Annotated in this window: 21 protein-coding genes and 1 pseudogene; 14 read left to right on the forward strand and 8 right to left on the reverse strand. The window is 69.9% G+C overall.

Features of this window, described 5'->3' with window-relative positions; genetic code table 11:
- Positions 1-65 precede the first annotated feature (65 nt).
- From WS95_RS31130 to WS95_RS31145, 4 genes are read left to right on the forward strand one after another with little or no spacing between them, the layout of a single operon-like run.
- On the forward strand, positions 66-1,079 hold the full coding sequence (locus WS95_RS31130; RefSeq protein WP_059827959.1) for a LysR family transcriptional regulator: 1,014 nt from the start codon (positions 66-68) through the stop codon (positions 1,077-1,079).
- Positions 1,076-2,536, forward strand: a complete 1,461-nt coding sequence (locus WS95_RS31135) for an NAD(P)-binding domain-containing protein (RefSeq protein WP_059827962.1) — start codon at positions 1,076-1,078, stop codon at positions 2,534-2,536. The genes WS95_RS31130 and WS95_RS31135 overlap by 4 nt, the downstream gene beginning before the upstream one ends.
- Positions 2,533-3,063: a CMD domain-containing protein gene (locus WS95_RS31140; protein WP_059827964.1), complete on the forward strand. Its 531-nt coding sequence runs from the start codon at positions 2,533-2,535 to the stop codon at positions 3,061-3,063. Before WS95_RS31135 ends, WS95_RS31140 begins: the two co-directional genes overlap by 4 nt.
- Positions 3,060-3,653, forward strand: coding sequence for a peroxidase-related enzyme (locus WS95_RS31145; RefSeq protein ID WP_059827966.1), 594 nt, complete (start codon positions 3,060-3,062; stop codon positions 3,651-3,653). The genes WS95_RS31140 and WS95_RS31145 overlap by 4 nt, the downstream gene beginning before the upstream one ends.
- Positions 3,654-3,688: 35 nt before the next feature.
- On the opposite strand, the gene WS95_RS31150 is transcribed toward WS95_RS31145, so the two are convergent.
- On the reverse strand, positions 3,689-4,120 hold the full coding sequence (locus WS95_RS31150; RefSeq protein ID WP_059827969.1) for an Lrp/AsnC family transcriptional regulator: 432 nt from the start codon (positions 4,118-4,120) through the stop codon (positions 3,689-3,691).
- Between the two features lie 295 nt (positions 4,121-4,415).
- Between WS95_RS31150 and WS95_RS31155 the strand changes: the two genes are divergently transcribed.
- Both WS95_RS31155 and ctlX read left to right on the forward strand, forming a co-directional pair.
- Positions 4,416-5,495, forward strand: coding sequence for an ornithine cyclodeaminase (locus WS95_RS31155; RefSeq protein ID WP_059827971.1), 1,080 nt, complete (start codon positions 4,416-4,418; stop codon positions 5,493-5,495).
- 59 nt (positions 5,496-5,554) lie between these two features.
- Positions 5,555-6,559 carry a citrulline utilization hydrolase CtlX gene (gene ctlX, locus WS95_RS31160; protein WP_059827972.1) on the forward strand — a complete coding sequence of 335 codons (1,005 nt, stop codon included), beginning with the start codon at positions 5,555-5,557 and terminating at the stop codon, positions 6,557-6,559.
- A gap of 95 nt (positions 6,560-6,654) precedes the next feature.
- On the opposite strand, the gene WS95_RS31165 is transcribed toward ctlX, so the two are convergent.
- The 4 genes from WS95_RS31165 to WS95_RS31180 form a co-directional block, all read right to left on the reverse strand.
- Positions 6,655-9,456, reverse strand: a complete 2,802-nt coding sequence (locus tag WS95_RS31165; RefSeq protein WP_059827974.1) for an Hsp70 family protein — start codon at positions 9,454-9,456, stop codon at positions 6,655-6,657.
- A gap of 5 nt (positions 9,457-9,461) precedes the next feature.
- Positions 9,462-11,303, reverse strand: a complete 1,842-nt coding sequence (locus WS95_RS31170; RefSeq protein ID WP_059827976.1) for an Hsp70 family protein — start codon at positions 11,301-11,303, stop codon at positions 9,462-9,464.
- Positions 11,300-11,902: a DUF2760 domain-containing protein gene (locus WS95_RS31175; RefSeq protein WP_059827978.1), complete on the reverse strand. Its 603-nt coding sequence runs from the start codon at positions 11,900-11,902 to the stop codon at positions 11,300-11,302. The genes WS95_RS31170 and WS95_RS31175 overlap by 4 nt, the downstream gene beginning before the upstream one ends.
- 251 nt (positions 11,903-12,153) lie before the next feature.
- Complete coding sequence (locus WS95_RS31180) at positions 12,154-12,594, reverse strand: Rrf2 family transcriptional regulator (RefSeq protein ID WP_059827979.1); 441 nt, start codon at positions 12,592-12,594, stop codon at positions 12,154-12,156.
- Positions 12,595-12,733: 139 nt separating this feature from the next.
- Between WS95_RS31180 and WS95_RS31185 the strand changes: the two genes are divergently transcribed.
- The 5 genes from WS95_RS31185 (at position 12,734) to WS95_RS31205 (ending at position 17,835) form a co-directional block, all read left to right on the forward strand.
- Positions 12,734-13,648, forward strand: a complete 915-nt coding sequence (locus WS95_RS31185) for an NAD(P)/FAD-dependent oxidoreductase (protein ID WP_059827981.1) — start codon at positions 12,734-12,736, stop codon at positions 13,646-13,648.
- Positions 13,649-13,786: 138 nt separating this feature from the next.
- Positions 13,787-14,746 (forward strand): LysR substrate-binding domain-containing protein, encoded by a 960-nt coding sequence (locus tag WS95_RS31190; RefSeq protein WP_059827983.1) that lies wholly within the window; start codon positions 13,787-13,789, stop codon positions 14,744-14,746.
- A 128-nt stretch (positions 14,747-14,874) separates the two neighbouring features.
- On the forward strand, positions 14,875-16,005 hold the full coding sequence (locus WS95_RS31195; protein ID WP_059827984.1) for a DSD1 family PLP-dependent enzyme: 1,131 nt from the start codon (positions 14,875-14,877) through the stop codon (positions 16,003-16,005).
- 105 nt (positions 16,006-16,110) lie between these two features.
- Complete coding sequence (locus WS95_RS31200; protein ID WP_059827986.1) at positions 16,111-17,082, forward strand: ornithine cyclodeaminase family protein; 972 nt, start codon at positions 16,111-16,113, stop codon at positions 17,080-17,082.
- A 24-nt stretch (positions 17,083-17,106) separates the two neighbouring features.
- Positions 17,107-17,835 (forward strand): HAD family hydrolase, encoded by a 729-nt coding sequence (locus WS95_RS31205; RefSeq protein WP_059827988.1) that lies wholly within the window; start codon positions 17,107-17,109, stop codon positions 17,833-17,835.
- A 48-nt stretch (positions 17,836-17,883) separates the two neighbouring features.
- On the opposite strand, the gene WS95_RS31210 is transcribed toward WS95_RS31205, so the two are convergent.
- On the reverse strand, positions 17,884-18,501 hold the full coding sequence (locus WS95_RS31210) for a glutathione S-transferase family protein (protein ID WP_059827990.1): 618 nt from the start codon (positions 18,499-18,501) through the stop codon (positions 17,884-17,886).
- A 93-nt stretch (positions 18,502-18,594) separates the two neighbouring features.
- Complete coding sequence (locus WS95_RS31215) at positions 18,595-18,963, reverse strand: hypothetical protein (protein WP_034205479.1); 369 nt, start codon at positions 18,961-18,963, stop codon at positions 18,595-18,597.
- 81 nt (positions 18,964-19,044) lie between these two features.
- Between WS95_RS31215 and WS95_RS31220 the strand changes: the two genes are divergently transcribed.
- From WS95_RS31220 to WS95_RS35970, 3 genes and pseudogenes are all read left to right on the forward strand, one after another.
- Positions 19,045-19,512, forward strand: coding sequence for a MarR family winged helix-turn-helix transcriptional regulator (locus tag WS95_RS31220; RefSeq protein WP_059827992.1), 468 nt, complete (start codon positions 19,045-19,047; stop codon positions 19,510-19,512).
- Positions 19,513-19,658: 146 nt separating this feature from the next.
- Positions 19,659-20,420 (forward strand): isocitrate lyase/PEP mutase family protein, encoded by a 762-nt coding sequence (locus WS95_RS31225; RefSeq protein ID WP_034205481.1) that lies wholly within the window; start codon positions 19,659-19,661, stop codon positions 20,418-20,420.
- Between the two features lie 191 nt (positions 20,421-20,611).
- Positions 20,612-20,788, forward strand: a pseudogene (locus WS95_RS35970) (transcriptional regulator); the annotation flags it as partial.
- An 18-nt stretch (positions 20,789-20,806) separates the two neighbouring features.
- On the opposite strand, the gene WS95_RS31235 reads toward WS95_RS35970, so the two are convergent.
- Positions 20,807-21,706, reverse strand: a complete 900-nt coding sequence (locus tag WS95_RS31235; protein ID WP_059827996.1) for a LysR family transcriptional regulator — start codon at positions 21,704-21,706, stop codon at positions 20,807-20,809.
- Positions 21,707-21,783 lie beyond the last annotated feature (77 nt).

Here is a 21,783-nt window from a genome sequence, read left to right on the forward strand (position 1 = left end):
ATCATTATATGAATCGCGCATGCTCGCACTCCTACAATGCGCAAATTGCATCATCGGAACGCGTCATGGAGCTGCATCAACTCGAAGCCTTTTCCGCGGTCATGTCAGCCGGCAGCGTGACCGGCGCGGGCGAACTGCTCGGCCGCTCGCAACCGGCCGTCACGCGGCAGATCCAGGAACTCGAAGCCGATCTCGGCTACGCGCTGTTCGACCGGCATGGCCCGCGCGTCACGCCGACGCGACGCGCGTTCCTGCTGTACGAGGAAGTCGAACGCTCGCTGGTGGGCCTGCGCGCGATCGAGGCGCGGGCGCGCGCGCTCGGCGACGAAAGCGCCGAACCCGTGCGCATCGCGGCCACGCCGTCGCTCGCGGCCACGCTCGTACCGGCCGCGCTCGCCGCGCTGCCCGACGGTGCGCATGCGCCGCACTATCAATTGCGCAGCGAATCGGCCGAGCATGTCGTGCACGAGGTGCTGGCCGGCACGGCCGATGTCGGCGTGCTCACGCTGCCGATGGCGCATGCCGGGCTCGACGTGCAGTGGATCGCGCAGGCGCCGTGCGTCGCCGTGCTGCCCGCCGGCGACCCGCTCGCGGCAAAGCCGCGCATCGCGCTGCGCGACCTCGCGCGGCGCCGCATCGTGACGGTCGCGAACCGGCACCGGTTGCGCCAGCGGATCGACGCGGCGTTCGCCGCCGCGCGCGTCGAGGCGCGCGTATTCATCGAAACCAACGCGTCGCTGAATGCGGTCATGGCCGCGCGCGCGGGCATCGGGATCGGCATCGTCGATCCGGCCACGGGCGTCGCGCTGCCGGTGGACGGCGTCGTCGCGCGCCCGCTCGACGTCGACATCCCGTTCGCATTCGGCGTCGCAACACCGGCCGGCAAGGCACGCACGGCGGCCGTCGATGCGCTGCTCGATGCGCTGCATCGCACGACGCGCGCGCTGCTCGACGACGTGATCTTTCACGACGCCGCCGCGCACGACGCGCTGCTGCGCGGCGACCGGCTGCGCACCGATCGCGCGACGCGCCCGCCTCGCCCGGCACGGACTCGCCGCGCGCGCCCGGAGGCCGCATGACAACCCCGCTCGACGCACTCGAAGCGCGGCTCGCGCAGGACCTGCGCTGGCTCGACCTGCCCGCGCCGTCGTGGGTGCCGCCGCGCGAAGCGGACGGCGCGCGCGTGCTCGACGTCGCCATCGTCGGCGGCGGCATGGCCGGGCTCGCGGCCTCCGCCGAGCTGCGCCTGCTCGGCATCGACAACCAGTGCGTGATCGACCGCGCGCCGGCCGGCTACGAAGGCCCATGGGTCACGTTCGCGCGGATGGAGACGCTGCGTTCTCCGAAGCAGCTTGCGGGCCCCGCGCTCGGCCTGCCCGCGCTGACGTTCCGCGCATGGTTCGAAGCGCAATACGGCCGCGACGCATGGGACGCGCTCTACAAGATTCCGCGCCCGCAATGGATGGACTACCTGCGCTGGTATCGGCGCGTGCTCGACCTGCAGGTGCGCAACGACACGACGCTCGTCGCGCTGCGCCCGCGCGACGACGGGTTGCTCGCGCTCGACGTGCGCGGCAACGGCGAAGCACAGACGCTGCTCGCGCGGCACGTCGTGCTCGCGACCGGCCGCGACGGGCTCGGCGGTCCGTACGTGCCGCCCGTCGCGCAACGCGCGCCGCGCACGCGCTGGGCCCATTCGTCCGAGCCGATCGACTTCGCCGCGCTCGCGGGCAAGCGCGTCGGCGTGGTCGGCGCAGGCGCGTCCGCGTTCGACAACGCGGGTACCGCACTCGAAGCCGGCGCCGCCCGCGTCGACCTGTTCTTCCGCCGCGCGGACATTCCGCGCATCAACAAGCTGACGGGCATCGGCAGCCCGGGGCTCGTGCACGGCTACGCGGATCTCGACGACGCGACGAAGTGGCGCTTCATGCACTACGCGCTGACGTCGCAAACGCCACCGCCGCGCGACAGCGTGCTGCGCGTGTCGCGCCACGGCCATGCGCATTTCCATGCGGGCAGCCCGATCGACACGCTCGCCGACCGTGCGGACGGGCTGGAAGTGACGACACCGCGCGGCCGCTACACGGTCGACTTCCTGATCTTCGCGACGGGTTTTCATTCGGACTGGGCCACGCGCGAGGAATTCGCGTCGTTCGGCGCACACGTGCGGCGCTGGAAGGATCGCTATCGGCCGGAACCGGCGCTGTGGCTCGACGAGCTGGCCGAGTCGCCCGATCTGGGCCCCGCGTTCGCGTTCCAGGAGCGCGAGCGCGGCGCCTGCCCGGCCGTCACGCGAATCCATTGCTTCAACCATGCGGCGAGCCTGAGCCACGGCAAGCTGTCAGGCGATATCCCGGCCATCAGCGCGGGCGCGCAGCGGCTGGCACGCGGCATCGCGAGCCGGTTGTTCGATGCCGATCGCGAGCGCCACTACGACGCACTCGTCGCCTACGCGAACGCGGAGTTGCAGGGCGACGAATGGCGCGACGCCGATGCCCTCGATCACTTTGACGACGAAGGAAAACCGAAACGATGACTGACTCCATCACGCCGGCCGTCGTGCCGGATACGATCGACGCGGCAGCCGGCCTGCGGGAAGGCGACGCCGTCGCCGCGCTGCGCCGCGCCCGCGACAAGGTGCGGCTGCCGACGCAACTGAGCGAAGCCGCGCTGTTCGATCCCGCGTTGCCCGATCTTTCGCCGATCGAACGGCTGCATGCGGCACGGTATGTCGCGCGGCAGTCGAATGCGCACGCGCTGGCCGACATCTATCGCGCCCGGCTGCTCGACGCAGGCGGTACGCTCGACGACATCGAACGCGCGGATGCCGATGCGTTCGACGCGCTACCTCGACGCCTCGGCGCAATCCTCTTGCACGCGAAACGCCTGACGCACGCGCCGGCCGACGCGCGCGCATCCGACCTCGACGCGTTAAAGTCGGCCGGACTCACGACGCCCGCGATCGTCGCGCTGTCGCAGCTCGTCGCGTTCGTCGCGTATCAGTTGCGCGTCGCCGCTGCCGCGCGGGCGCTTCAGGCACGTGCCGCGAAGGAGGCCGCATGACGACTGCCGCCCACGGCTTCACGTCCGATACGCTCGGCTGGCGCGCCTGGCTCGACACGGTGTCGCTCGACGCGGCGACGCCCGATCAGCTCGCGGTGCTCGAAGCGAGCCATCCGCAAGCGAAAACGTCCGACTATTACCTGCTGCTCGTCCATCTTCCCGAGATCCTGCGGCAGCGCTCGGCCGTGTTCAACGCGATCATGTACGGCCCCGGCGGGTTGTCGCGCGCCGAGCGCGAACTGGCGAGCACGGCCGTATCGCGCGTGAACGGCTGCGTGTACTGCGCGTCGGTGCATGCGCAGCGCTTCGCGCAACTCGCGAAACGCACCGATGCGATCGAACAGGTGTTCGACGATCCGGCAACGGCCGGCACGACGGCGCGCGAACGCGCGATCGTCCGCTATGCGATCGCGTTGACCGAACGGCCGGACGCGGTCGGCGAGCACGACATCGCGGCGCTCGAAGCCGAAGGGTTGACGCACGAGGAGATTCTCGACCTGTCGCACGCCATCGCGATCTTCGCGTGGGCGAACCGGTTGATGCTGACGCTCGGCGAGCCGGTGTTCCCGGCACCGGCGGCCAATGGCTGAGCGCACGGAAAGACGTGGCGCGGGCCGGGGCCGCGTCACGCCTTGTGCGTCGACAACAAAATACTCGTCTCGGTATTCGCGATCCCGTCGATCAACCGGATCGCGCCGAGCACGCGATCGAAGTGCTCGAGCGAATCGGCATGCAACTCGGCGACGAGATCCCAGCGCCCGTTCGTGCTGTGGATCGACGCGACGTTCGGGTGCCCGCGCAGCACCTTCACCACTTCCGCGCCGCGATTGCCCTGCACCGCGATCGACATCAGCGCGCGGATCCGGTGCCGTTCGGCCGCCGGCTTGAGCCGCACCGTATAGCCGACGATCACGCCGTTCTTCTCGAGCCGCGTGAGCCGGTTCTGCACGGTCGCGCGCGCCACGCGCAATACCTTCGCCAACGCGACGACGGGCAGTCGCGCGTTGTCGCGCAGCAGCGCGATGAGCTGACGGTCGACGTCGTCGAGCGTGATCATGAACGGCCTTCCTGTTGAGCGTGAACCGGCCGCCAGCGTGCCGGAGGTGCCCCGTTCCGGCCCGCGCAAACTGGTCAAACTGCCGGAATGGGTTGGCAATGTGCAAAGTCTACCGAGGAATCTGCCACTTTTGCCGTCTTTTTGTTGGCTCGACTCGCGGAAATAATGACTCCATCGGCCGGCCGACGCGCCGCGCCGCCGCTTTTTTCGGAAAGCCCGGATTCGCGCCGACGCCCTGCCCGGCCGACCCGAACGCCCGGACACCCGTACCGGCACCGAATATGGAGACAGACCGATGACTCGCTTCCTCGACGTTCCCGCCACCGCCCGCCTGGTCGCCCGAACCGGCGTCACGACGTTCTTGCGCGAACTCGTCGACACGCTGCGTGCCGATTACCTGCACTGGGCCGATTTCGACAAGTCGCCGCGCGTCGCGTGCCACTCGCGCGACGGCGTGATCGAACTGATGCCCGTCGCGAACGCGTCGTTGTTCGCGTTCAAGTACGTGAACGGCCACCCCGTCAATGCGGCGCGCGGCATGCACACGGTGATGGCGTTCGGCGCGCTCGCCGAAGTCGATACCGGCTACCCGCTGCTGCTCGCCGAACTCACGCTCACCACCGCGCTGCGCACGGCCGCGACGTCGGTCCTCGCCGCGCAGGCGCTCGCCCGGCCCGATTCGCGCACGATGGCGCTGATCGGCAACGGCGCGCAAAGCGAATTCCAGGCGATCGCGTTCCACACGCTGCTCGGCATCGACGAAATCCGCGTGTTCGACGTCGATCCGCGCGCGACCGACAAGCTCGTGCAGAACCTCGCCGCGTATCCGAAGTTGCGCGTCGTGCGCGCGGCATCGACCGCCGACGCCGTGCGCGGCGCCGACATCGTGACGACCGTCACCGCCGACAAGGCGTACGCAACGATCGTCACGGCCGACATGATCGAGCCCGGCATGCATCTGAACGCCGTCGGCGGCGATTGCCCGGGCAAGACCGAGCTCGAGGCGGGCGTGCTGAACGCGGGCCGCGTATTCGTCGAATTCGAGCCGCAGTCGCGCATCGAGGGCGAGATCCAGCAGATGCCGGGCGACTTCCCCGTCGTCGAGTTGTGGCGCGCGCTGCAAGGCGAGACGGCCGGCCGCGAGCGCGCGAGCGAGGTCACGGTGTTCGACTCGGTCGGGTTCGCGCTCGAGGATTACTCGGCGCTGCGCTACCTGTATGCGCTCGCGCAGCAGCACAACGCGGGCGTCGAGATCGCGCTGATTCCGCCGGCCGTCGATCCGAAGAACCTGTTCGCGCTGATCGACGATCCGGCCGCGAGCGCGCACGGTCACGCGGCGTTCGTGACCGAAGCCGTCGCCGCGTTCGCGCGCTGACCGTTCCGCGCGGGCGGCCCGTGCGCCGCCCGTTTTCCTGCTCTTCGCTCCCGCCGCTCATGAATCTCGTATCGATCCAGGCGCCGTCCGCCGTCGTGATGATCCGACCGCACCGCTTCCTGCCGAACCCGCAGACCGCGGCCGACAACGCGTTCCAGCGCACGGCCGGCGGCGGCGCGGGCGACACGCCGGCGGTGTCGGCCGCCGCGCGCGACGAAGTCACGGCCGCCGCGCGCACGCTCGCCGACGCGGGTGTGCGCGTGCACGTGTTCGACGACCACGGCGAGCGCGACACGCCCGACTCCGTGTTCCCGAACAACTGGTTCTCGACGCACCCGGGCGGCCATGTCGCGCTGTATCCGATGCACAGCCCGAACCGCCGCCGCGAGCGGCGCGCGGACGTGATCGAGATGCTGAAGGCCGAGTATCGCGTGCAGGACGTGATCGACTACTCGGGCCTCGAATACGACGACGTGTTCCTGGAAGGCACCGGCGCGATGGTGCTCGACCACGTCGCGCGGATCGCGTACGCCGCGCGCTCGCGCCGTGCCGATCCGGTCGCGCTCGAACGCTTCTGCACGAATTTCAACTTCGAGCCGATCTGCTTCGACACGGCCGATGCGAACGGCACGCCGATCTATCACACGAACGTGATGATGAGCATCGCCACCGAGTTCGCGATGGTCGGCCTCGACCTGATCGCCGACAGCCGCCGCCGCGGCGAGATCGCGCAACGCCTGACCGAAACGGGGCGCGCGGTGATCGCGCTCGATCACGCGCAGATCGCGAATTTCGCGGGCAATACGCTGGAATTGTCGGGGAAGGATGGCCGCGTGCTCGCATTGTCGCGGCGCGCATACGATTGCCTCGCGCCGGCGCAGCGTGCGACGATCGAGCGCTCCGCGCGATTGCTGCCGCTCGACGTGCCGACGATCGAACTGGCCGGCGGGTCGGTGCGCTGCATGCTCGCGGGGATTCATCTGGCGCGGCGTTCGACGGCGGCGCGTGACGGCGTCGCAGTCGAACCGGCGGAAAAGCGGCACGATGCGGTGCCGCACGCCTGAACGAAGCGAGGCTCCGACATCGCGCCGCGGTTGGCGGTTGGCGGTTGACGTGATGCTTCGGTCTCCGAACAAGATCGAAGCACCCTGTCGCGCTTTCAATCGGCCAGCAGCTTCAACCCTGCCGGCAGCGTCTCGCCGAATACGCGCACCGTGTCGGCTTCGTCGAACGCGATCGCTTCACGGACCATGTCGATCCACGCCGCCGATGCATTCGCGGCCGACAAGCGCTTGACGACGGCCTCGCGCGTGTCGTCCGGCAGGTCGCGCGAGCGGTCGCCCGTCATCCGCGCGATCTGTGCCGCCGCGAACGCCGCGGGCTCGACCTGCTTCCAGTCGAGCGCGAACAGCGCATCGAGCCAGCCGATGACGATTTCCGGCGGCACGACGCCGTGCGCGCTGCCGTAGAACGGCCGACGCGCACCGATCCGCCCGAGCGCCCACGCACACAACGTACGTTCGGCCGGCTTCTGCAATTGCGCGATCAGGCGCTCGGCGAGCTCGACCTTGCGCTCGACGGGCAGCCGTTCGAGCGACGCGGACAGCCGCGTCATGTCGGCCGGCCCGACCTTGGTCGGATCGAACGGCAGCTTGCGCCGCTTGTCGTCGGACGGTTCGAGGAACGCGATCGCGTCGCGCACCTGCGTCTGCGCAGCATCGTCGAGGCCGCCGGCCACGCGCCGCCACAGCGTCCACCACTCGGACCACACCTGGGCGTCGGTCACGTATTGAATGCCGTCGTCGAACAGCGGCCACAGCTGCTCGATGCGCCACGCGTCGAGCGGATGGCCGAAGCCCGGACGCAGGCAATACCCGGCAAGATTCAGCCAGGCGCGCTCGTGATCGGCCGAGCGACGCCGCCGCCGCGCCCGCGCAAGCAAAGCGTCGAACAGTTCGCGTGCGAGCGCGACGTCCCAGTCTTCGCGCGCGCCGAGCACCTGTTCGAGTTGCGCGCGCAACCGGCGCGTGTCCTTCGGCGTCACGCCGGCGGCCTTGCTGCCGAACGAGCGCTCGATCAACGCGATCGCTTGGTCGAGACGCGGATGCCGCGTGGCCGCGGCATCGTCGCCGTGAACCGGCGCATCGCCGCGCAACTGGAATTCGAGCCGCCAGCGGCGCGTCGCGTCGTCGGTCGCGATGCAATGCATTTCGAGCGTGCCGACCTCGGTCAGCGACGCGGTGAGCTTCACCGGCGTGGCGCGCGCGTCGCTGCCCGCCTTCGCATCGACGACCGTCGCGATCGGCGGCAGCCGCACGAAATCGCCGCCGTCGAGATCGACGAGATCGCCGGGTCGATATTGCGTGTCGGCCACCGTCGACACGAGGTGAAAACGCACCGGCTGCCCGAGCTGCAGCGCGAACGTGCGATCGTCGAGCCGGATCTCGCGGCCCTCCTCCGAGCCGCGCGGCAGCAGGCAGACGCCGCGTGCGGCCGAATCGTCCGCGCCATCGTCGAGCACGAGGAAATAGCTGCGCGCGGAGCCGCCGCCGATGCGCGGCGCATGACCGGCACGCGCGAGCCCGTAGGCCACCGCGCCGCGTGCGACGGCCACATCGGGATGCGCGTTGTGCAGTACGTCGAGCGGCGCGTCGCGCCACGCGCCGAGCGTTTGCGCGAGACGGCCGGCGAGCGCGCCCGCGCGGAACACGCCGCCGTTGAGCAGCAGCGTGTCCGGCAGCGGGCCTTCCGCATGACGCGTCAGGAATGCGGCGACGTGGCGCGTGACGGCCGCGTCGCTCGCATACGGCAAGCCGAATTCGACGATCGCCGCGCGCGCACGGCGCGGCAGTTCGCCGGCATCGACCTGCGGAAAGAACCCGTCGACGACGATCCGCTCGACTTCCTGCCGTGTCAGTTCGGCCGAGCGCGCGCCGCCGACGAGCTTGCTGCCCGCGCCGAGCAGCGTGACGGTGACGGACGCCGGCGCGTCGTCGCCGAGCAGCCGCTCCTTCGCCGCGCGGCAGCGCTCGACGAGCTGCGACAGGCTCGCGGCCGACAGCCGCGTACCGGGCTCGGTCAGCCGCGTTTCGACCAGGCGCGCGAGCGCGAGGTCCATGTTGTCGCCGCCGAGCATCAGATGGTTGCCGACGCCGACGCGCGTGAAGGTCGGCTCGCCGTCGTCGCCCGGCGCGACGTCGACGAGCGTGAGGTCGGTCGTGCCGCCGCCGACGTCGCAGATCAGCACGCGCCGCGCGGCGGCGAAGGTGTCGCGCAACGTGTCGCGCTGGCCGTACAGCCAGTCGTAGAACGCGGCCTGCGGCTCTTCCAGCAATCGCAGCGCCGGCAGCTTCGCGCGTCGCGCGGCCTCGACGGTCAACGCGCGCGCGCCGTCGTCGAACGACGCGGGCACCGTCAGGATCACGTCCTGCTTCGCGAGCGGCGCATCGGGAAAGTGCGCGTCCCATGCGTCGCGCACATGCGCGAGATAGCTCGCGCTCGCATCGACCGGCGACACCTTGTCGACGCCGTCGGCCGCGCCCCACGGCAGGATCGCCGCGAGCCGGTCGACCGACGCGTGCGACAGCCAGCTCTTCGCGCTCGACACGAGCCGGCCCGGCACCTGCGCACCGAGCGTGCGCGCGTAACGGCCGATCACGGCCGGCGGCGCATCGTCCGCACCGCCGTCACGGCCGGCCGACCCGCCGTCACGGCCGCCGCCCGAATGGGTGCGCGCGCCGCGCGCGCCGGCCGCCTGCCACGGCAAGCGCAGCGCGTCCGGCGGCAACTCGCCCGCCGCCGGGTGATAGCGCACCGACGGCAACAGCGGCTGCGCGGCCACCGCGCCCGGCCCGACCAGTTGCTCGACGTCGAACACGCGGATCGCGTCGGAACCGGTCTCGACGTATGCGACGACGGTGTTGCTCGTACCGAGGTCGATGCCGACCGTATAACGCTTCATCGTGCTCAGGCGGCGCCGCGCACGTCGAACTCGACCTTCCAGCGCTCGTTCGTGCCGCTCGGGATCGCCTCGAGTTCGAGCGTGCCGGCTTCGGTCACGCGCGCATGCAGCTTCACCGGCACGACTTCGCCGACCGTACGCCCTTCGGCGGGCAGCGTCGCCTGGATTTCTTCGAGTTCCTGCAGTTCGTCCGGCGACCAGTAGTCGAGCAGCGTGCCGACCTGATCCTGACGGCGCACCGACGAACCGAAGAAGCGGAACTGCACCGGTTCGCCGACGACGAGGCCGAACTCCTGCGGCGGCAGCGCCGCGTCCGAGCCTTCCTCCATCCCGAACGGCGCGACGCACAGCGCCTGCACCGGCGGTTCGAGCCCCGGCACCGCGGGCGTCGCCGATTCGATCGCGACGTAGTACGCGCGCGCCGTGCCGCCGCGAATGCGCACGCCACGGCCGCGCTTCACGTAGCCGTAATACGCCGCGCCGCGCGCGACCGCGAGATCGAGATCGGCGCCTTCGAGCAGGCGCGCGGGCGGCGCGCCTTCGGCGGCGAGCCAGCCGTTGAGCGTGTCGAGCACGCGCTGCGTGAGCAGCGTCGACTTGAACACGCCGCCGTTGAACAGCACGGCGGTCGGATGCAGGAACGTCGCGCCGGGCGGCAGCGTGCGCTGCACGCCTTCGAGCGTGTCGAGCGCCGCGACCTGGCGGCCGAGGAACGCCGCGAGATGGCGCGTGATGCCGGCGTCCTGCGCATACGGCAGGCCGAGCTGCGTCAGGCCGACGCGCGCGCGGCTCACCGGGCGCGCGGCGGCGTCGACTTGCGGGAAGAAGCCTTCGAGGATCGTCTGCGTGAGTTCCGCGCGCGTCAGCTCGGTGCGGATCGAGCCGCCGATCAGCTTCGAGCCGCGGCTCGGCACGACGAGCGGCACCGTGTCGGTGGTCGGGTCGGACAGCAGCGTTTCCTTGGCCGAGCGGCACGCGTAGGTCAGCGCGCGCAGTTGCCACGGATCGGCCTGCGTGCCCTGCTGCGCGAGCTTGCGCGCGACCACGTGCGCGAGCGCGAGGTCCATGTTGTCGCCGCCGAGCAGGATGTGCTCGCCGACGGCCACGCGATGCAGTTCGAGGTTGCCGTCGCGCTCGACCACCGCGATCAGCGACAGGTCGGTCGTGCCGCCGCCGACGTCGACGCACAGGATCAGGTCGCCGACCTGCACCTGCTTGCGCCAGCCGCCTTCGCTCTTCTGGATCCAGCTGTAGAGCGCCGCTTGCGGCTCTTCCAGCAGCGTCATCCGCGAGTAGCCGGCGGCCCGCGCGGCTTCCGCCGTCAGTTCGCGCGCGGCCGGATCGAACGATGCGGGGATCGTGACCGTCACGTCCTGGTCGGCGAACGGCGCGTCGGGATGCGCGTGGTCCCACGCCTCGCGCAGGTGCGTCAGGTAGCGAATCGAGCTTTCCAGCGGCGACACGCGCGCCACTTCCGGCGGCGCATCGCTCGGCAGGATCGCCGCGCGACGGTCGACGCCCGGGTGGCACAGCCAGCTCTTCGCGCTCGACACGAGGCGGATCGGCGTGCCGGCGCCGCGCGTGCGCGCCATTTCGCCGACCGCGAACGCACGCGAAGCCGTCCACGGCAGCGTCAGGTCGCCCTGCGTCAGCTCGCTTTCATGCGGCAGGTAAAGGAACGACGGCAGCAGGTCGCGCGATTCCAGCGCGCCGGGCGCGGTGAGCTGCGCGATCGGCAGCACCTGCTGCACGATCTTTTCGCCGTCGCTCGTGCTGCTGTCGACGTACGACAGCGCGCAATGGGTCGTCCCGAGGTCGATGCCGATCGAATAGCGCGGATCGCTCACAGTTCCACCTCCGCCGGCGCGATCACCGAGGCGTCGTGGCTGCCCGTCAGCTTCGGCAGGCGCACGTCGGACACGCGCCAGCCGCGATGGCTGACGGTGCCGGTGAACGGCGCGGCGCCGACCACGTTACCCGTCACGCGCACGGCCGTCGCGTCGAAACCGGCCGGCAGCGTCACGCGGCTGCCTTCGGCTTCGTCGCGCACCGGCACGATCGTGAAGTGTTCGCGCAGCGCGGCGCGGCAGCCGTCGTGCACGAGGCGCGCGGCGGCGCCGATGTCGGCGTCCGCGTAGCCGGCGATGTCTTCCTCGACGAAATCGATGAAGCGCGCATCGCGTTGCAGCAGGCCGAGCAGTTGCAGGGCGGCCTGCGGGCTCGCTTCGCGCAGCTCGGGGGCCGGCGCCTTCACGGGCGCCGCGGCCGGTGCCGGCGCAGCAGCGGGTGCCGGTGCTGCCGGGGCCGGGGCAACCGGCACCGCCGCCGGGACGCCGTCGCGCACGCGCAGCACTTCGGCCGCGAACTCGCGGTTGCCGAGCACGGAGAAGAACGTGCCGACGGCCAGCGACAGCCGGCCGAAGAAGGACAGGTTGGATTCGGGCATGGGGTCTGGACTCCTGTGGGCTCGCAGCACGGCGAGCGATCTTGCCTGGGCGCCCGGCGGCAACGTGCGGAATGCGCACTGCCGCCGCCCGGCGCGTGATTCGAACGCGCCCTCGCGGGTGCGGAAAACCCGTATTTTGCCCTGTGGCGGGCGAACCGGGCAGAAGTCGGGGGACAGAACACCGCGGCGCGGCAGTTTCGGCCGCGCCGGATCGCCAGTCGGGTGCGCCCCGAGCGCGATGCTGCGACGCGTCAGCGCGGCTTGCGCCGCCGGGCCGCCTTCGCTTCGAAATCGCGCGACAGCATGCCGAGCGTGACTTCGCCGAAGCGCGCGAGCAACGCGGCTTCGGCCTCCTTCAGCGTCGCCGACAGATGCGCGTTGACGGCCTGCTCGACCAGGCACTCGGGCGCATCCTCGGACACCAGGTCGGAAAACAGCGGCGGCTCGCCCACCGCGCGATAGACGTCGAGCAGCGTGATGTCGTCGAGCGCGACGCTCAACGCCCAGCCGCCGCCGTGCCCCTTCTCCGACTGCACGTACCCGCAATCGCGCAGCCCGCCGAGCAGGCGCCGCACGACGACCGGGTTCGTGCCCAGCATCGTCGCGATCGTCTCCGACGTCAGCGGGCCGTCGGCCTGGTCCATGTGGATCAGCGCATGCAGCATGCGCGACAAACGGCTGTCGGTTCTCACGGGCGGGTCTCCCTTTTCTCGAAACTTCTGAAGTTGCGTGAATGATACCATCGCCCTATCATGCAACTTCTCGTGTTTCATGAGTTGTCCGCCAGCGGAGCACGTGGTCATTCACGCAGGTTCAGAAAGGAGTCGATGCATGCATTCCCATCATGAAGTAATCGTGATCGGCGGCAGCTTTGCCGGGTTGTCGGCCGCGATGCAACTGGCGCGGGCACGCCGCCGCGTGCTCGTGATCGACGCCGGCCGACCGCGCAACCGCTTTGCCGAACACGCGCACGGCTTCTTCGGGCAGGACGGCAAGCCGCCCGCACAGATCGTCGCCGAAGCAAGCGCGCAGCTCGCCGCGTATCCGACCGTGCAGCGCGTCGACGGCGAGGTCCGCACCGCCGAACGCGGCGCGGACGGCCGCTTCGACGTGACGCTGGCCGACGGCCGCCACGCGAGCGCCGACCGGCTGATTCTCGCGACCGGCATCCGCGACGAACTGCCGGCGCTGCCCGGGCTCGCCGAACGCTGGGGCATCAGCGTGCTGCACTGCCCGTACTGCCACGGGTACGAGGTCGGCGGCCAGCGGCTCGGCGTGCTCGCCACGCATCCGCTGTCGGTCCATCAGGCGATCCTGATTCCGGACTGGGGCCCGACGACATGGTTCACGCAGGGCGTGGTCGAAGCAAATGAAGAGGAGGCCGCGTTGCTCGCTGCGCGCGGCGTGCGCATCGAGCGCTCGCCGGTCGTCGAGATCCTCGGCGATGCGCCGCGTATCGACGCGCTGCGGCTCGCCGACGGTCAGGTCGTGCCGATCGACGCGCTGTTCATCGGCGCGCGCACGACCATGGCGAGCGAGCTTGCGCAGCAGCTCGGCTGCGCATTCGACGAAGGGCCGCTCGGCCCCGCGATTCGCGTCGATACGTGGAAGCAGACGAGCGTCGCCGGCGTGTATGCGGCCGGCGACGCATCGAGCCTGATGACCAATGCGACGTTCGCATCGGCATCGGGCGTGGCGGCCGGCGTGGGCGCACACCGGTCGCTGATTTTCGGGCTGGACGCGTAGGCGGGTGCGGTAAGCGCGGCGTCGCGATCGATTCGGAAAACTCAATGTGTCGGACGAACGTGACAGACGCGTTCGGGTGGTCCTCGTCGGCGCCGCCCCGTGCCACGCCGATGGCTTCGCCGCGCGATGTGCGGTTTAATGCTCGCCATCATCTGCATCAAGAGCCATGAAATGCTCGACCTCGACGACCTTCGACTCGTCCGCGCGATCGGCACGTCGCGCTCGCTGGCCGCCGCCGCCCGGCTGCTCGATCTCACGCCGCCCGCGGTCACGATCCGCCTGCAGCGGATGGAGGCACGCCTGTCCGCCAGGCTCGCCGTGCGTCAGCCGAAAGGCATCGCGCTCACCGACGAAGGGCAGCGGCTGTATCAGGAAGCCGTCGGCATTCTCGAGCGCGTGGAGGCGCTGCCGGTCGGCATCGCGGGCGACCACGGCGACGTGCAGGGCACGCTGCGCGTCGTCGCCCCGCTCGGCTTCGGCCGCAAGTACGTCGCCCGGATCGTGCGCGACCTGCACCGTGCGCATCCGAAACTCGACGTCTCGCTCCATCTGTCGGAAAGCCCGTTGACCAGCGCGGCGGGGGCCGACGTGGTCGTCCATGTCGGCAGCCTCAAGTCGTCGTCGTGGATCGGCTATCCGCTCGCGCCCAACGAGCGCTTCCTGTGTGCGAGCCCCGCGTATGCGCGCCGCATCGAGGACCTGAACCATCCGTCCGACCTGGCACGATACGACTGCCTGTGCCTGCGCGAGAACGACGAAGACATCCCGCGCTGGCGCTTCTCGCCCGGCAGCGGCGTCAAGGGCGAATCGCGGCGGTCTGCCGTCATCCGCGTCACCGGCGCGCTGTCGTCGAACGACGGCACCGTCATCACCGAATGGGCGCTCGCCGGACTCGGCATCGTCGAACGCTCCGAGTGGGACGTCGCGCCGCTGCTCGCGAACGGCAAGCTCGTCCGGTTGCTGCCCGGCTGGAACCTGCCGCCCGCGCCGGTGACGGCGCTGTTGCCGTCGCGTACCGGCCGCTCCGCGCGGCAGCGCGTGTTTCTCGATGCCGCGCGGCGGTTTCTCGATCCGCCGCCGTGGCGCGGCAAGGCGTGAGCCGGGGGCGCGATCCGCGAGATTCAGCCCATTAAATCCGGCTTAATGGCAGATTAGTCCTGCATTAAGCACGATGCGGGCCAACTGGCCTACAGTGAGCGCCTGGCAACCTCGCAATCGGACCCACCGTGGACCTTCACACGCTCAATACCCCGGCCGCATTGATCGATGTCGGCCGCATGCGTCGCAACATCGCGCGCATGCAGACGCATCTCGACGCACTCGGCGTCCGGTTCCGGCCGCACGTCAAGACCACCAAATGCCGGCACGTCGTCGACGCGCAGCTCGCGGCGGGCGCGCAAGGCATCACAGTGTCGACGCTCAAGGAAGCCGAGCAGTTCTTCGCCGACGGCATCCGCGACATCGTCTATGCGGTCGGCATGGTGCCCGCCAGGCTCGGCCAGGCGCTCGCGCTGCGCCGGCAGGGCTGCGACCTGAAGATCGTCGCCGACAGCCTGCCGGCCGCGCACGCGATCGCCGCCTTCGGGCGCGAGCACGGCGAACGTTTCGACGTGTGGATCGAGGTCGACGTCGACGGCCACCGCTCGGGCATCCCGCCCGAATCCGACCGGCTGATCGACGTCGGGCGCGCGCTGGCCGACGGCGGCATGCTGCTCGGCGGCGTGCTGGCCCACGCGGGCTCCAGCTACGAATACGACACGCCCGAGGCGCTGGTCGCGCTCGCCGAACAGGAGCGCAGCCGCACCGTGCGGGCCGCGGAGCGCCTGAGGGCCGCCGGCTTGCCGTGCCCGGTCGTGAGTATCGGATCGACGCCCACCGCGCTGGCGGCGCAACGGCTCGACGGCGTGACCGAAGTGCGCGCCGGCGTGTACGTGATGTTCGACCTCGTGATGCACAACATCGGCGTGTGCGCACTGTCCGACATCGCGCTGTCGGTGCTGACAACCGTCATCGGCCATCAGGAAGAGAAAGGCTGGGCGATCGTCGACGCGGGCTGGATGGCGATGAGCCGCGACCGCGGCACGCAGCGCCAGGCGCGCGATTTCGGCTACGGGCAGATCTGCACCGAAGCCGGCGACGTGCTCGGCGACTACCTGATGAGCGCCGCCAACCAGGAACACGGGATCGTGTCGCGCGCGGGCACGCCGGATACGGGTATCGCGCAGCGGTTTCCGATCGGCACGCGCCTGCGCATCCTGCCGAATCACGCATGCGCCACCGGTGCGCAACATCCCGAATACCAGGCCATCGGCGACGACGGCGACGCGCAGACGTGGCCGCGCTTCTACGGCTGGTGAGCGAAGTCCGGCGGCCATGCCGTGTCATCCGGAATTGACTGTTCGTCCAGTTTTGGACAAAATTTAAAAATTATCGATTCGTCTCGTGCCGAACAGGCCCCCATCATGCCGACCGACGCCCGCCTCCTTCTCCTCGACCGCGATGCCATCGAGCCCGCCCTGCAGGCCGGGCAAGTGATGGCGGCCGTCCGCGAAGCCTTCGTGCTGCACGGTCAACGGGCCGGACGCGTATTCCCGGTGGTGCGCGAGAAGCTGCATACCGGCGGCGTGTTCGGCATCAAGTCGGGCGACGTCGCCGGTCAGGATCTGCTCGGCTTCAAGGCCGCCGGATTCTGGCCGGGCAATCGGGCACGCGGCGGCGAACCGCATCAGGCCACCGTCGCGCTGTTCGATCCGGCGACGGGCAGGCCGCTGTGCATCATGGACGGCAACGCGATCACCACCGCGCGGACCGGCGCCGCGGGCGGCCTCGGGCTGCAGTTGCTCGCGCGCCGCGACAGCACGCGGATTTGCGTGTTCGGCACCGGCGTGCAGGCGCGCGTGCAACTCGACTACGCGCTCAGGCTGCTGCCGCGGCGGTGCGCGGTGCAGTACGTGAACGTCAGCGGCGAGCCGGACCCGGCGTTCGAATCGCACTTCGTCGAACGGTGCGAGATCGGCGTGGCGCGCGACCGGAACGAGGCGGTCGCCCATAGCGACGTGGTGATCACGGCCACGCCCGGCGGCGGCGCGTTGTTCGACGCGGATGCGGTTCAGCCGGGCACCCACCTGACCTGCGTGGGCGCCGATACCGCGGGCAAGCGCGAACTTCCCGCGGGCGTGCTGGAACGCGCGCGCATCGTCGTGGACGATCACGACCAGGCGCGCAGCATCGGCGAGTGCCAGTGGGCGCCCGATTTGCCGCGTACGGAAATCGGCGACATCCTCGCGGGTGCGACGTCGGTCGACCGTGCCGCGCACGAGATCACCGTCTTCGACATGACCGGGCTCGCGCTTCAGGATCTGACCGTCGCGCGCTTGCTGTATCGGCATGCCCTCGACCACGGCACCGGAACCTCCGTTCCGTGGCCCTGGTAAAACGACTTCCCGCTTTCCGCCGCCATGCGTCTCGCCAAAGTTTCCGCCCTCTCGTTCGACCTCGACGACACCCTGTGGCCGTTCGGGCCGTCCGTCGTCCGGGCCGAGGCGGCGCTTCGCGCATGGCTGATCGAGCATGCGCCCCATACCGCGAGCGTGCTGCCGACGCAACAGGCGCTCAGTGCGCTACGTGAGGAATACGAACGTTTATACCCGGATCTCGCCGGCGACTATCGCGCGATGAGAATCGGGTCGATCCGGCTCGCGCTGGAACGCGCGAACGAAGACGTCTCGCTGACCGACCGTGCTTACGACGTCTTCTACGCGGCGCGCAATCGCGTCGAATTCTACGAAGACGCGCTGCCGGCGCTGGCGTGGTTGAGCGCCCGCTTTCCGTTGATCGCGGTCACCAACGGCAACGCGGATCTGCGGCTGACCGGCGGCGGCGAATTCTTCCGCACGACGCTCAGCGCGCGTGCCTTCGGCTTCGCCAAGCCGGCACCCGAGATCTTCCATGCGGCGGCGGCCGCGCTCGACGTCCGTCCGGCCGAATTGCTGCATGTCGGCGACGATTTCCACCTCGATATCGTCGGCGCATTGAATGCGGGGCTTCAGGCCGCATGGGTCGTGCGCGAGCCTCGGGCCGAAGGAGAACGGGCGCCGCGGCATCCGGCGACGCCGCATCTCACGTTGCGCGATCTGGCGATGCTGTGCCGTGCGCTTGGCGGGCCCGACACGGTGTCGCGCTCGTAAGCGAACGCGGCGGGTCATGCCGATACGGCACATGACCCGCCCCCCGTTTCACGCCGCCTGCCTCGCCTCCGCGATCCGCTGCGGCGCCTTCGGCCGCGCATACAGCCGTTCGAGATACGCGCGCAATTGCGGGAACGGTTCGATCAGGTGGCATTCGTTCGCCCAGTCGATCAGGTAGGCCGTCACGCAATCGGCCACCGTCAGCGCATCGCCGACGATGAACTCGCGCCCTTCGAGATGCTTGTCGAGAATGACGGCCATCGTGGCGAAATCCTCGCGCGCCAGTTCGATATCGGCCGGCGAGCGCTTCTCCGGCGGATAGAGGAACGTATGCCGCGTGATCCGCCACAGCGGCTGCTCGAGCTCCGTCACCGCGAACATGATCCACCGATAGGCCTGCGCCCGCAGCACCGGATCGACGGGCAGCAGCGCCTTCTCCGGGTATTTGTCCGCGAGATACAGCACGATCGCGGCCGATTCGGGAATCACGAGGTCGCCGTCCACCAGCACCGGCACCTTGCCGGCCGGATTGAGGCGCAGGAATTCGGGCCGTTTGTGTTCGCCCTCGAGCAGGTTGACCGACACGAATTCGAAATCCGCATCCAGTTCCTTCAGCCCCCACAGCGCCCGTTGCGAGCGGGTGCCGGCAAATCCGTAAAGCTTCATCGCCAATCTCCATCCAGAACGTCGGAAAAAAGCCCGTATCCGGGCCACGCGCAGCGAACCGGGCGACACGCAGCGCCCGGCATCGCGCGTCGCTCACGCGCCGGGAATCGCCAGCACCGGCATCACGTCGACCGACACGCCCGGGAACAGCGTGAAATGCGGATGACCTTCGAACAGCGCGGCGGCCGCGTCGTGCGACGCCGCCCGCACGACGGTAAAGCCGGTCAGCGCATTGACCGTGTCGCGGATGCCGCCCGCGTCGATGGTCTTGGTCTTGCCGAGCGGCCCGCCCAGTTCGACGATCGCGTCGCGATGGCGCTCGACCCACGCATGCCATGCGGCGATGCCGTCGCGCTCGCGCGTGCGCCGCTCTTCCTCGGGCAGCGCGAGCCATGCCTTCATCGCCGGGCTATCCTGGCTCCCGAGAAATACGGCGAGATACACCTGTTGTTGCGCACTCATGCCTTCTCCTCCGATGACGGACGCAGCGGGTTGCCGCGCCTCGACCTTGACAAGATAGGTTGATATCAACACAATTGCAACATGGCACGAAAAGAAAAGCTTCCCTTCGAAACGACGCTGATGGTGCGCGATTGCTGCCTGTGCCTGCACATGCAGCGCGCGGCACGCAATCTGGCGCGCATCTTCGACGATGTGCTGCGCCCGCTGGATCTCACCAACGGCCAGTTTTCGCTGCTGATGTCGTTGAACCGGCCGCAACCGGCCCCGATGAAATCGGTCGCGTCGCTGCTCGCGATGGACCGCACCACGCTCACCGCGGCGCTCAAGCCGCTCGAGCGGCGCGGCCTCGTCGCGATCGCGCAGGATCCGGACGACCGGCGCAGCCGCCTGCTCGAACTGACCCCGGCCGGGCACGACCTGCTGGCTGAAGCGTTTCCGCTGTGGCAGCGCACGCATGCCGAGATCGAGCGGCCGTTCGCGCCGGGCGAAGTCGACCAGTTGCGCAGCCAGTTGCGCACGCTGTCGATCGATCCGGGTTCGCGCGGCTGAGCCGGCGCACGACGCGCGCCGCGGCGGTCGCGCGCACTTCCTGCCACGCGTTGTCAGCAGACATTGCCGGCCGCCGTCGCACCGCCCGATTCGGTGGCAATATCGCTCGGCACGACAACCGATCCGGTATCCACGAGGAGACGAGCATGGGCAACAACGAGAAAGGCGCGACTTTCCGGTCGCTTCACCGTGCGGGCCAACCGCTGACGCTGTTCAACGTGTGGGACGCCGGCAGTGCGCGCGCGGTGGCCGATGCCGGCGCCGTCGCGCTGGCCACCGGCAGCTGGTCCGTCGCGGCCGCCAACGGTTTCGTCGACGGCGAGCAGATGCCGCGCGCACTGATGATGGAGGTGCTGGAGCGGATCGTGCGCGCGACGGACCTGCCCGTCACCGTCGATCTCGAGAGCGGCTACGGCGAGCGGCCGGAGGAGGTCGGCGAGACGATCGCGCTGAGCATCCGGGCCGGCGCGATCGGCTGCAATCTCGAAGACAGCGTGCCGTCGACGGGCGAGCTGCGCGACGTCGACGCCGCGGCGGCCCGTCTCGCGGCAGCCCGGCAGGCAGCCGATCGCGCGGGCGCCGACTACTTCATCAACGCGCGCACCGACGTATTCTTCAACGCGGCCGCCGATACGCACGACGAACGATTGCTCGACGCGACGCTGGCGCGCGCCCGCGCGTATGCGGCGGCCGGCGCCGACGGCCTGTTCGTGCCGGGCTTGCGCTCGCCGGCGCTCATTCGCGCGCTGACGGCCGCGTCGCCGCTGCCGGTAAACGTGATGCGCGTCGCGGAAACGCCGACGCTCGCCGAACTCGCGGAATACGGCGTCGCGCGCATCAGCCACGGGCCGTATCCGTATCTGCAGGCGATGAAGACGCTGGCGGCGCTGGTCAGGCAGGGCGGCTGACGGATTCACGCGGCGGCGGGCGTTCGCCGCGCGTCGAACGATGACATCGCGTGTCATTGGCGCGCGATACGCCCGCTTCTACGCTTCGGGTGTCGCGCCGCCATTCCGGCAGCGCCCGTCGTCAGGAGACATCATGTGCGCGTATCCGCTTCCGCGCGACTGAAACACGCCGCCGGCGCAGTCGCTGCGCCCTCGCGGTCATCCCGATCGGCTTCATCCGCGAAGGCGTCGTGCTGCGCGACTTCTCGCCGGTCACGACGATCGGCACGCCGCAAAGCGCGGCCGCGCAGGAATTGCGCATGGAATGCATGTTTCCCGCCGACGACGCGACCGACGCGCGCCACCGGCGATTGCTCGACGCGCACGCGCCGGCGCATCGACGACGCTCAGGATACCTTGATGAAATCGATGAACGCGCGCAGCGCCGGCGGCACGAGACGCCGCCCGGGATAGTACAAGAAGGGGCCCGAGAACGGCCGCCACCACGGTTCGAGCACGGGTTCGAGCGCGCCGCTGTCGAAATGCGGGCGCACCCAGTCTTCGAACAGATACAGGATGCCGGTACCGGCGATCGCCGCATCGACCAGCAGCTCCGTCGCGCCGCCGATCTGCACCAGCAGCGGGCCGACGGCCGGCTCGACTCGCACGACCTCGCCGTCGCGCTCGTACTCCCACGGCGGCATCGCGCCGCTGGCGAAGCGCCCGCGCAGACACCGATGGTCGAGCAGATCGCGCGGATGCCGCGGCCGGCCGTGCCGGGCGAGATAGCCGGGCGCCGCCGCGGTCGCGAAGCGCTGGATGCGCGGGCCGATCGGCACCGCGATCATGTCCTGTTCGAGCCGTTCGTCGTAGCGGATGCCCGCGTCGCATCCGGCCGCCAGCACGTCGACGAAATTTTCCTCGGCGATCACTTCCAGCCGGATATCCGGATACGCGTCGAGAAAGCGCGGCACGATCGCAGGCAACACGAGCCGCGATGCGCTGACCGGCACGTTGAGCTTCAGCGTGCCGGCCGGCCGGTTCCGGAATTCGTCGATATCGTCGAGCGCGGCCGCCACTTCGGTCAGCGCGGGCCCGAGGCGCGCAAGCAGGCGCTCGCCGGCTTCGGTGGGCACGACGCTGCGCGTCGTGCGGTGCAGCAGCCGCACGCCGAGCCGCGCTTCCAGCCGGCGCACGGCCTCGCTCAGCCCCGACGCGCTGAGGCCCGTCATGCGTGCGGCGTCGCGGAATCCGCCGGCGCGTGCCACGGCCATGAACGCGTTCAGATCGCCCAGATCGGTTTGCATCGTTCGCCTTTTCGTACAACCCGTGCGAATTATGCCGGCTTATCGCGCAGACGACTCGTCCCTATGCTGAACGTATT

The sequence above is a fragment of the Burkholderia sp. MSMB1826 genome, assembly GCF_001526325.1.
In the GTDB taxonomy this organism is placed as follows: domain Bacteria; phylum Pseudomonadota; class Gammaproteobacteria; order Burkholderiales; family Burkholderiaceae; genus Burkholderia.

What these genes read in the sequence shown, in the direction of transcription:
- WS95_RS31225 (WP_034205481.1), top strand. Translation starts at nt 19,659, where the DNA reads ATGGGCAACAACGAGAAAGGCGCGACTTTCCGGTCGCTTCACCGTGCG.
- ctlX (WP_059827972.1), top strand. Translation starts at nt 5,555, where the DNA reads ATGAATCTCGTATCGATCCAGGCGCCGTCCGCCGTCGTGATGATCCGA.
- WS95_RS31140 (WP_059827964.1), top strand. Translation starts at nt 2,533, where the DNA reads ATGACTGACTCCATCACGCCGGCCGTCGTGCCGGATACGATCGACGCG.
- WS95_RS31145 (WP_059827966.1), top strand. Translation starts at nt 3,060, where the DNA reads ATGACGACTGCCGCCCACGGCTTCACGTCCGATACGCTCGGCTGGCGC.
- WS95_RS31150 (WP_059827969.1), bottom strand. Translation starts at nt 4,120, where the DNA reads ATGATCACGCTCGACGACGTCGACCGTCAGCTCATCGCGCTGCTGCGC.
- WS95_RS31235 (WP_059827996.1), bottom strand. Translation starts at nt 21,706, where the DNA reads ATGCAAACCGATCTGGGCGATCTGAACGCGTTCATGGCCGTGGCACGC.
- WS95_RS31130 (WP_059827959.1), top strand. Translation starts at nt 66, where the DNA reads ATGGAGCTGCATCAACTCGAAGCCTTTTCCGCGGTCATGTCAGCCGGC.
- WS95_RS31155 (WP_059827971.1), top strand. Translation starts at nt 4,416, where the DNA reads ATGACTCGCTTCCTCGACGTTCCCGCCACCGCCCGCCTGGTCGCCCGA.
- WS95_RS31220 (WP_059827992.1), top strand. Translation starts at nt 19,045, where the DNA reads ATGGCACGAAAAGAAAAGCTTCCCTTCGAAACGACGCTGATGGTGCGC.
- WS95_RS31175 (WP_059827978.1), bottom strand. Translation starts at nt 11,902, where the DNA reads ATGCCCGAATCCAACCTGTCCTTCTTCGGCCGGCTGTCGCTGGCCGTC.
- WS95_RS31200 (WP_059827986.1), top strand. Translation starts at nt 16,111, where the DNA reads ATGCCGACCGACGCCCGCCTCCTTCTCCTCGACCGCGATGCCATCGAG.
- WS95_RS31205 (WP_059827988.1), top strand. Translation starts at nt 17,107, where the DNA reads ATGCGTCTCGCCAAAGTTTCCGCCCTCTCGTTCGACCTCGACGACACC.
- WS95_RS31210 (WP_059827990.1), bottom strand. Translation starts at nt 18,501, where the DNA reads ATGAAGCTTTACGGATTTGCCGGCACCCGCTCGCAACGGGCGCTGTGG.
- WS95_RS31190 (WP_059827983.1), top strand. Translation starts at nt 13,787, where the DNA reads ATGCTCGCCATCATCTGCATCAAGAGCCATGAAATGCTCGACCTCGAC.
- WS95_RS31135 (WP_059827962.1), top strand. Translation starts at nt 1,076, where the DNA reads ATGACAACCCCGCTCGACGCACTCGAAGCGCGGCTCGCGCAGGACCTG.
- WS95_RS31215 (WP_034205479.1), bottom strand. Translation starts at nt 18,963, where the DNA reads ATGAGTGCGCAACAACAGGTGTATCTCGCCGTATTTCTCGGGAGCCAG.
- WS95_RS31165 (WP_059827974.1), bottom strand. Translation starts at nt 9,456, where the DNA reads ATGAAGCGTTATACGGTCGGCATCGACCTCGGTACGAGCAACACCGTC.
- WS95_RS31185 (WP_059827981.1), top strand. Translation starts at nt 12,734, where the DNA reads ATGCATTCCCATCATGAAGTAATCGTGATCGGCGGCAGCTTTGCCGGG.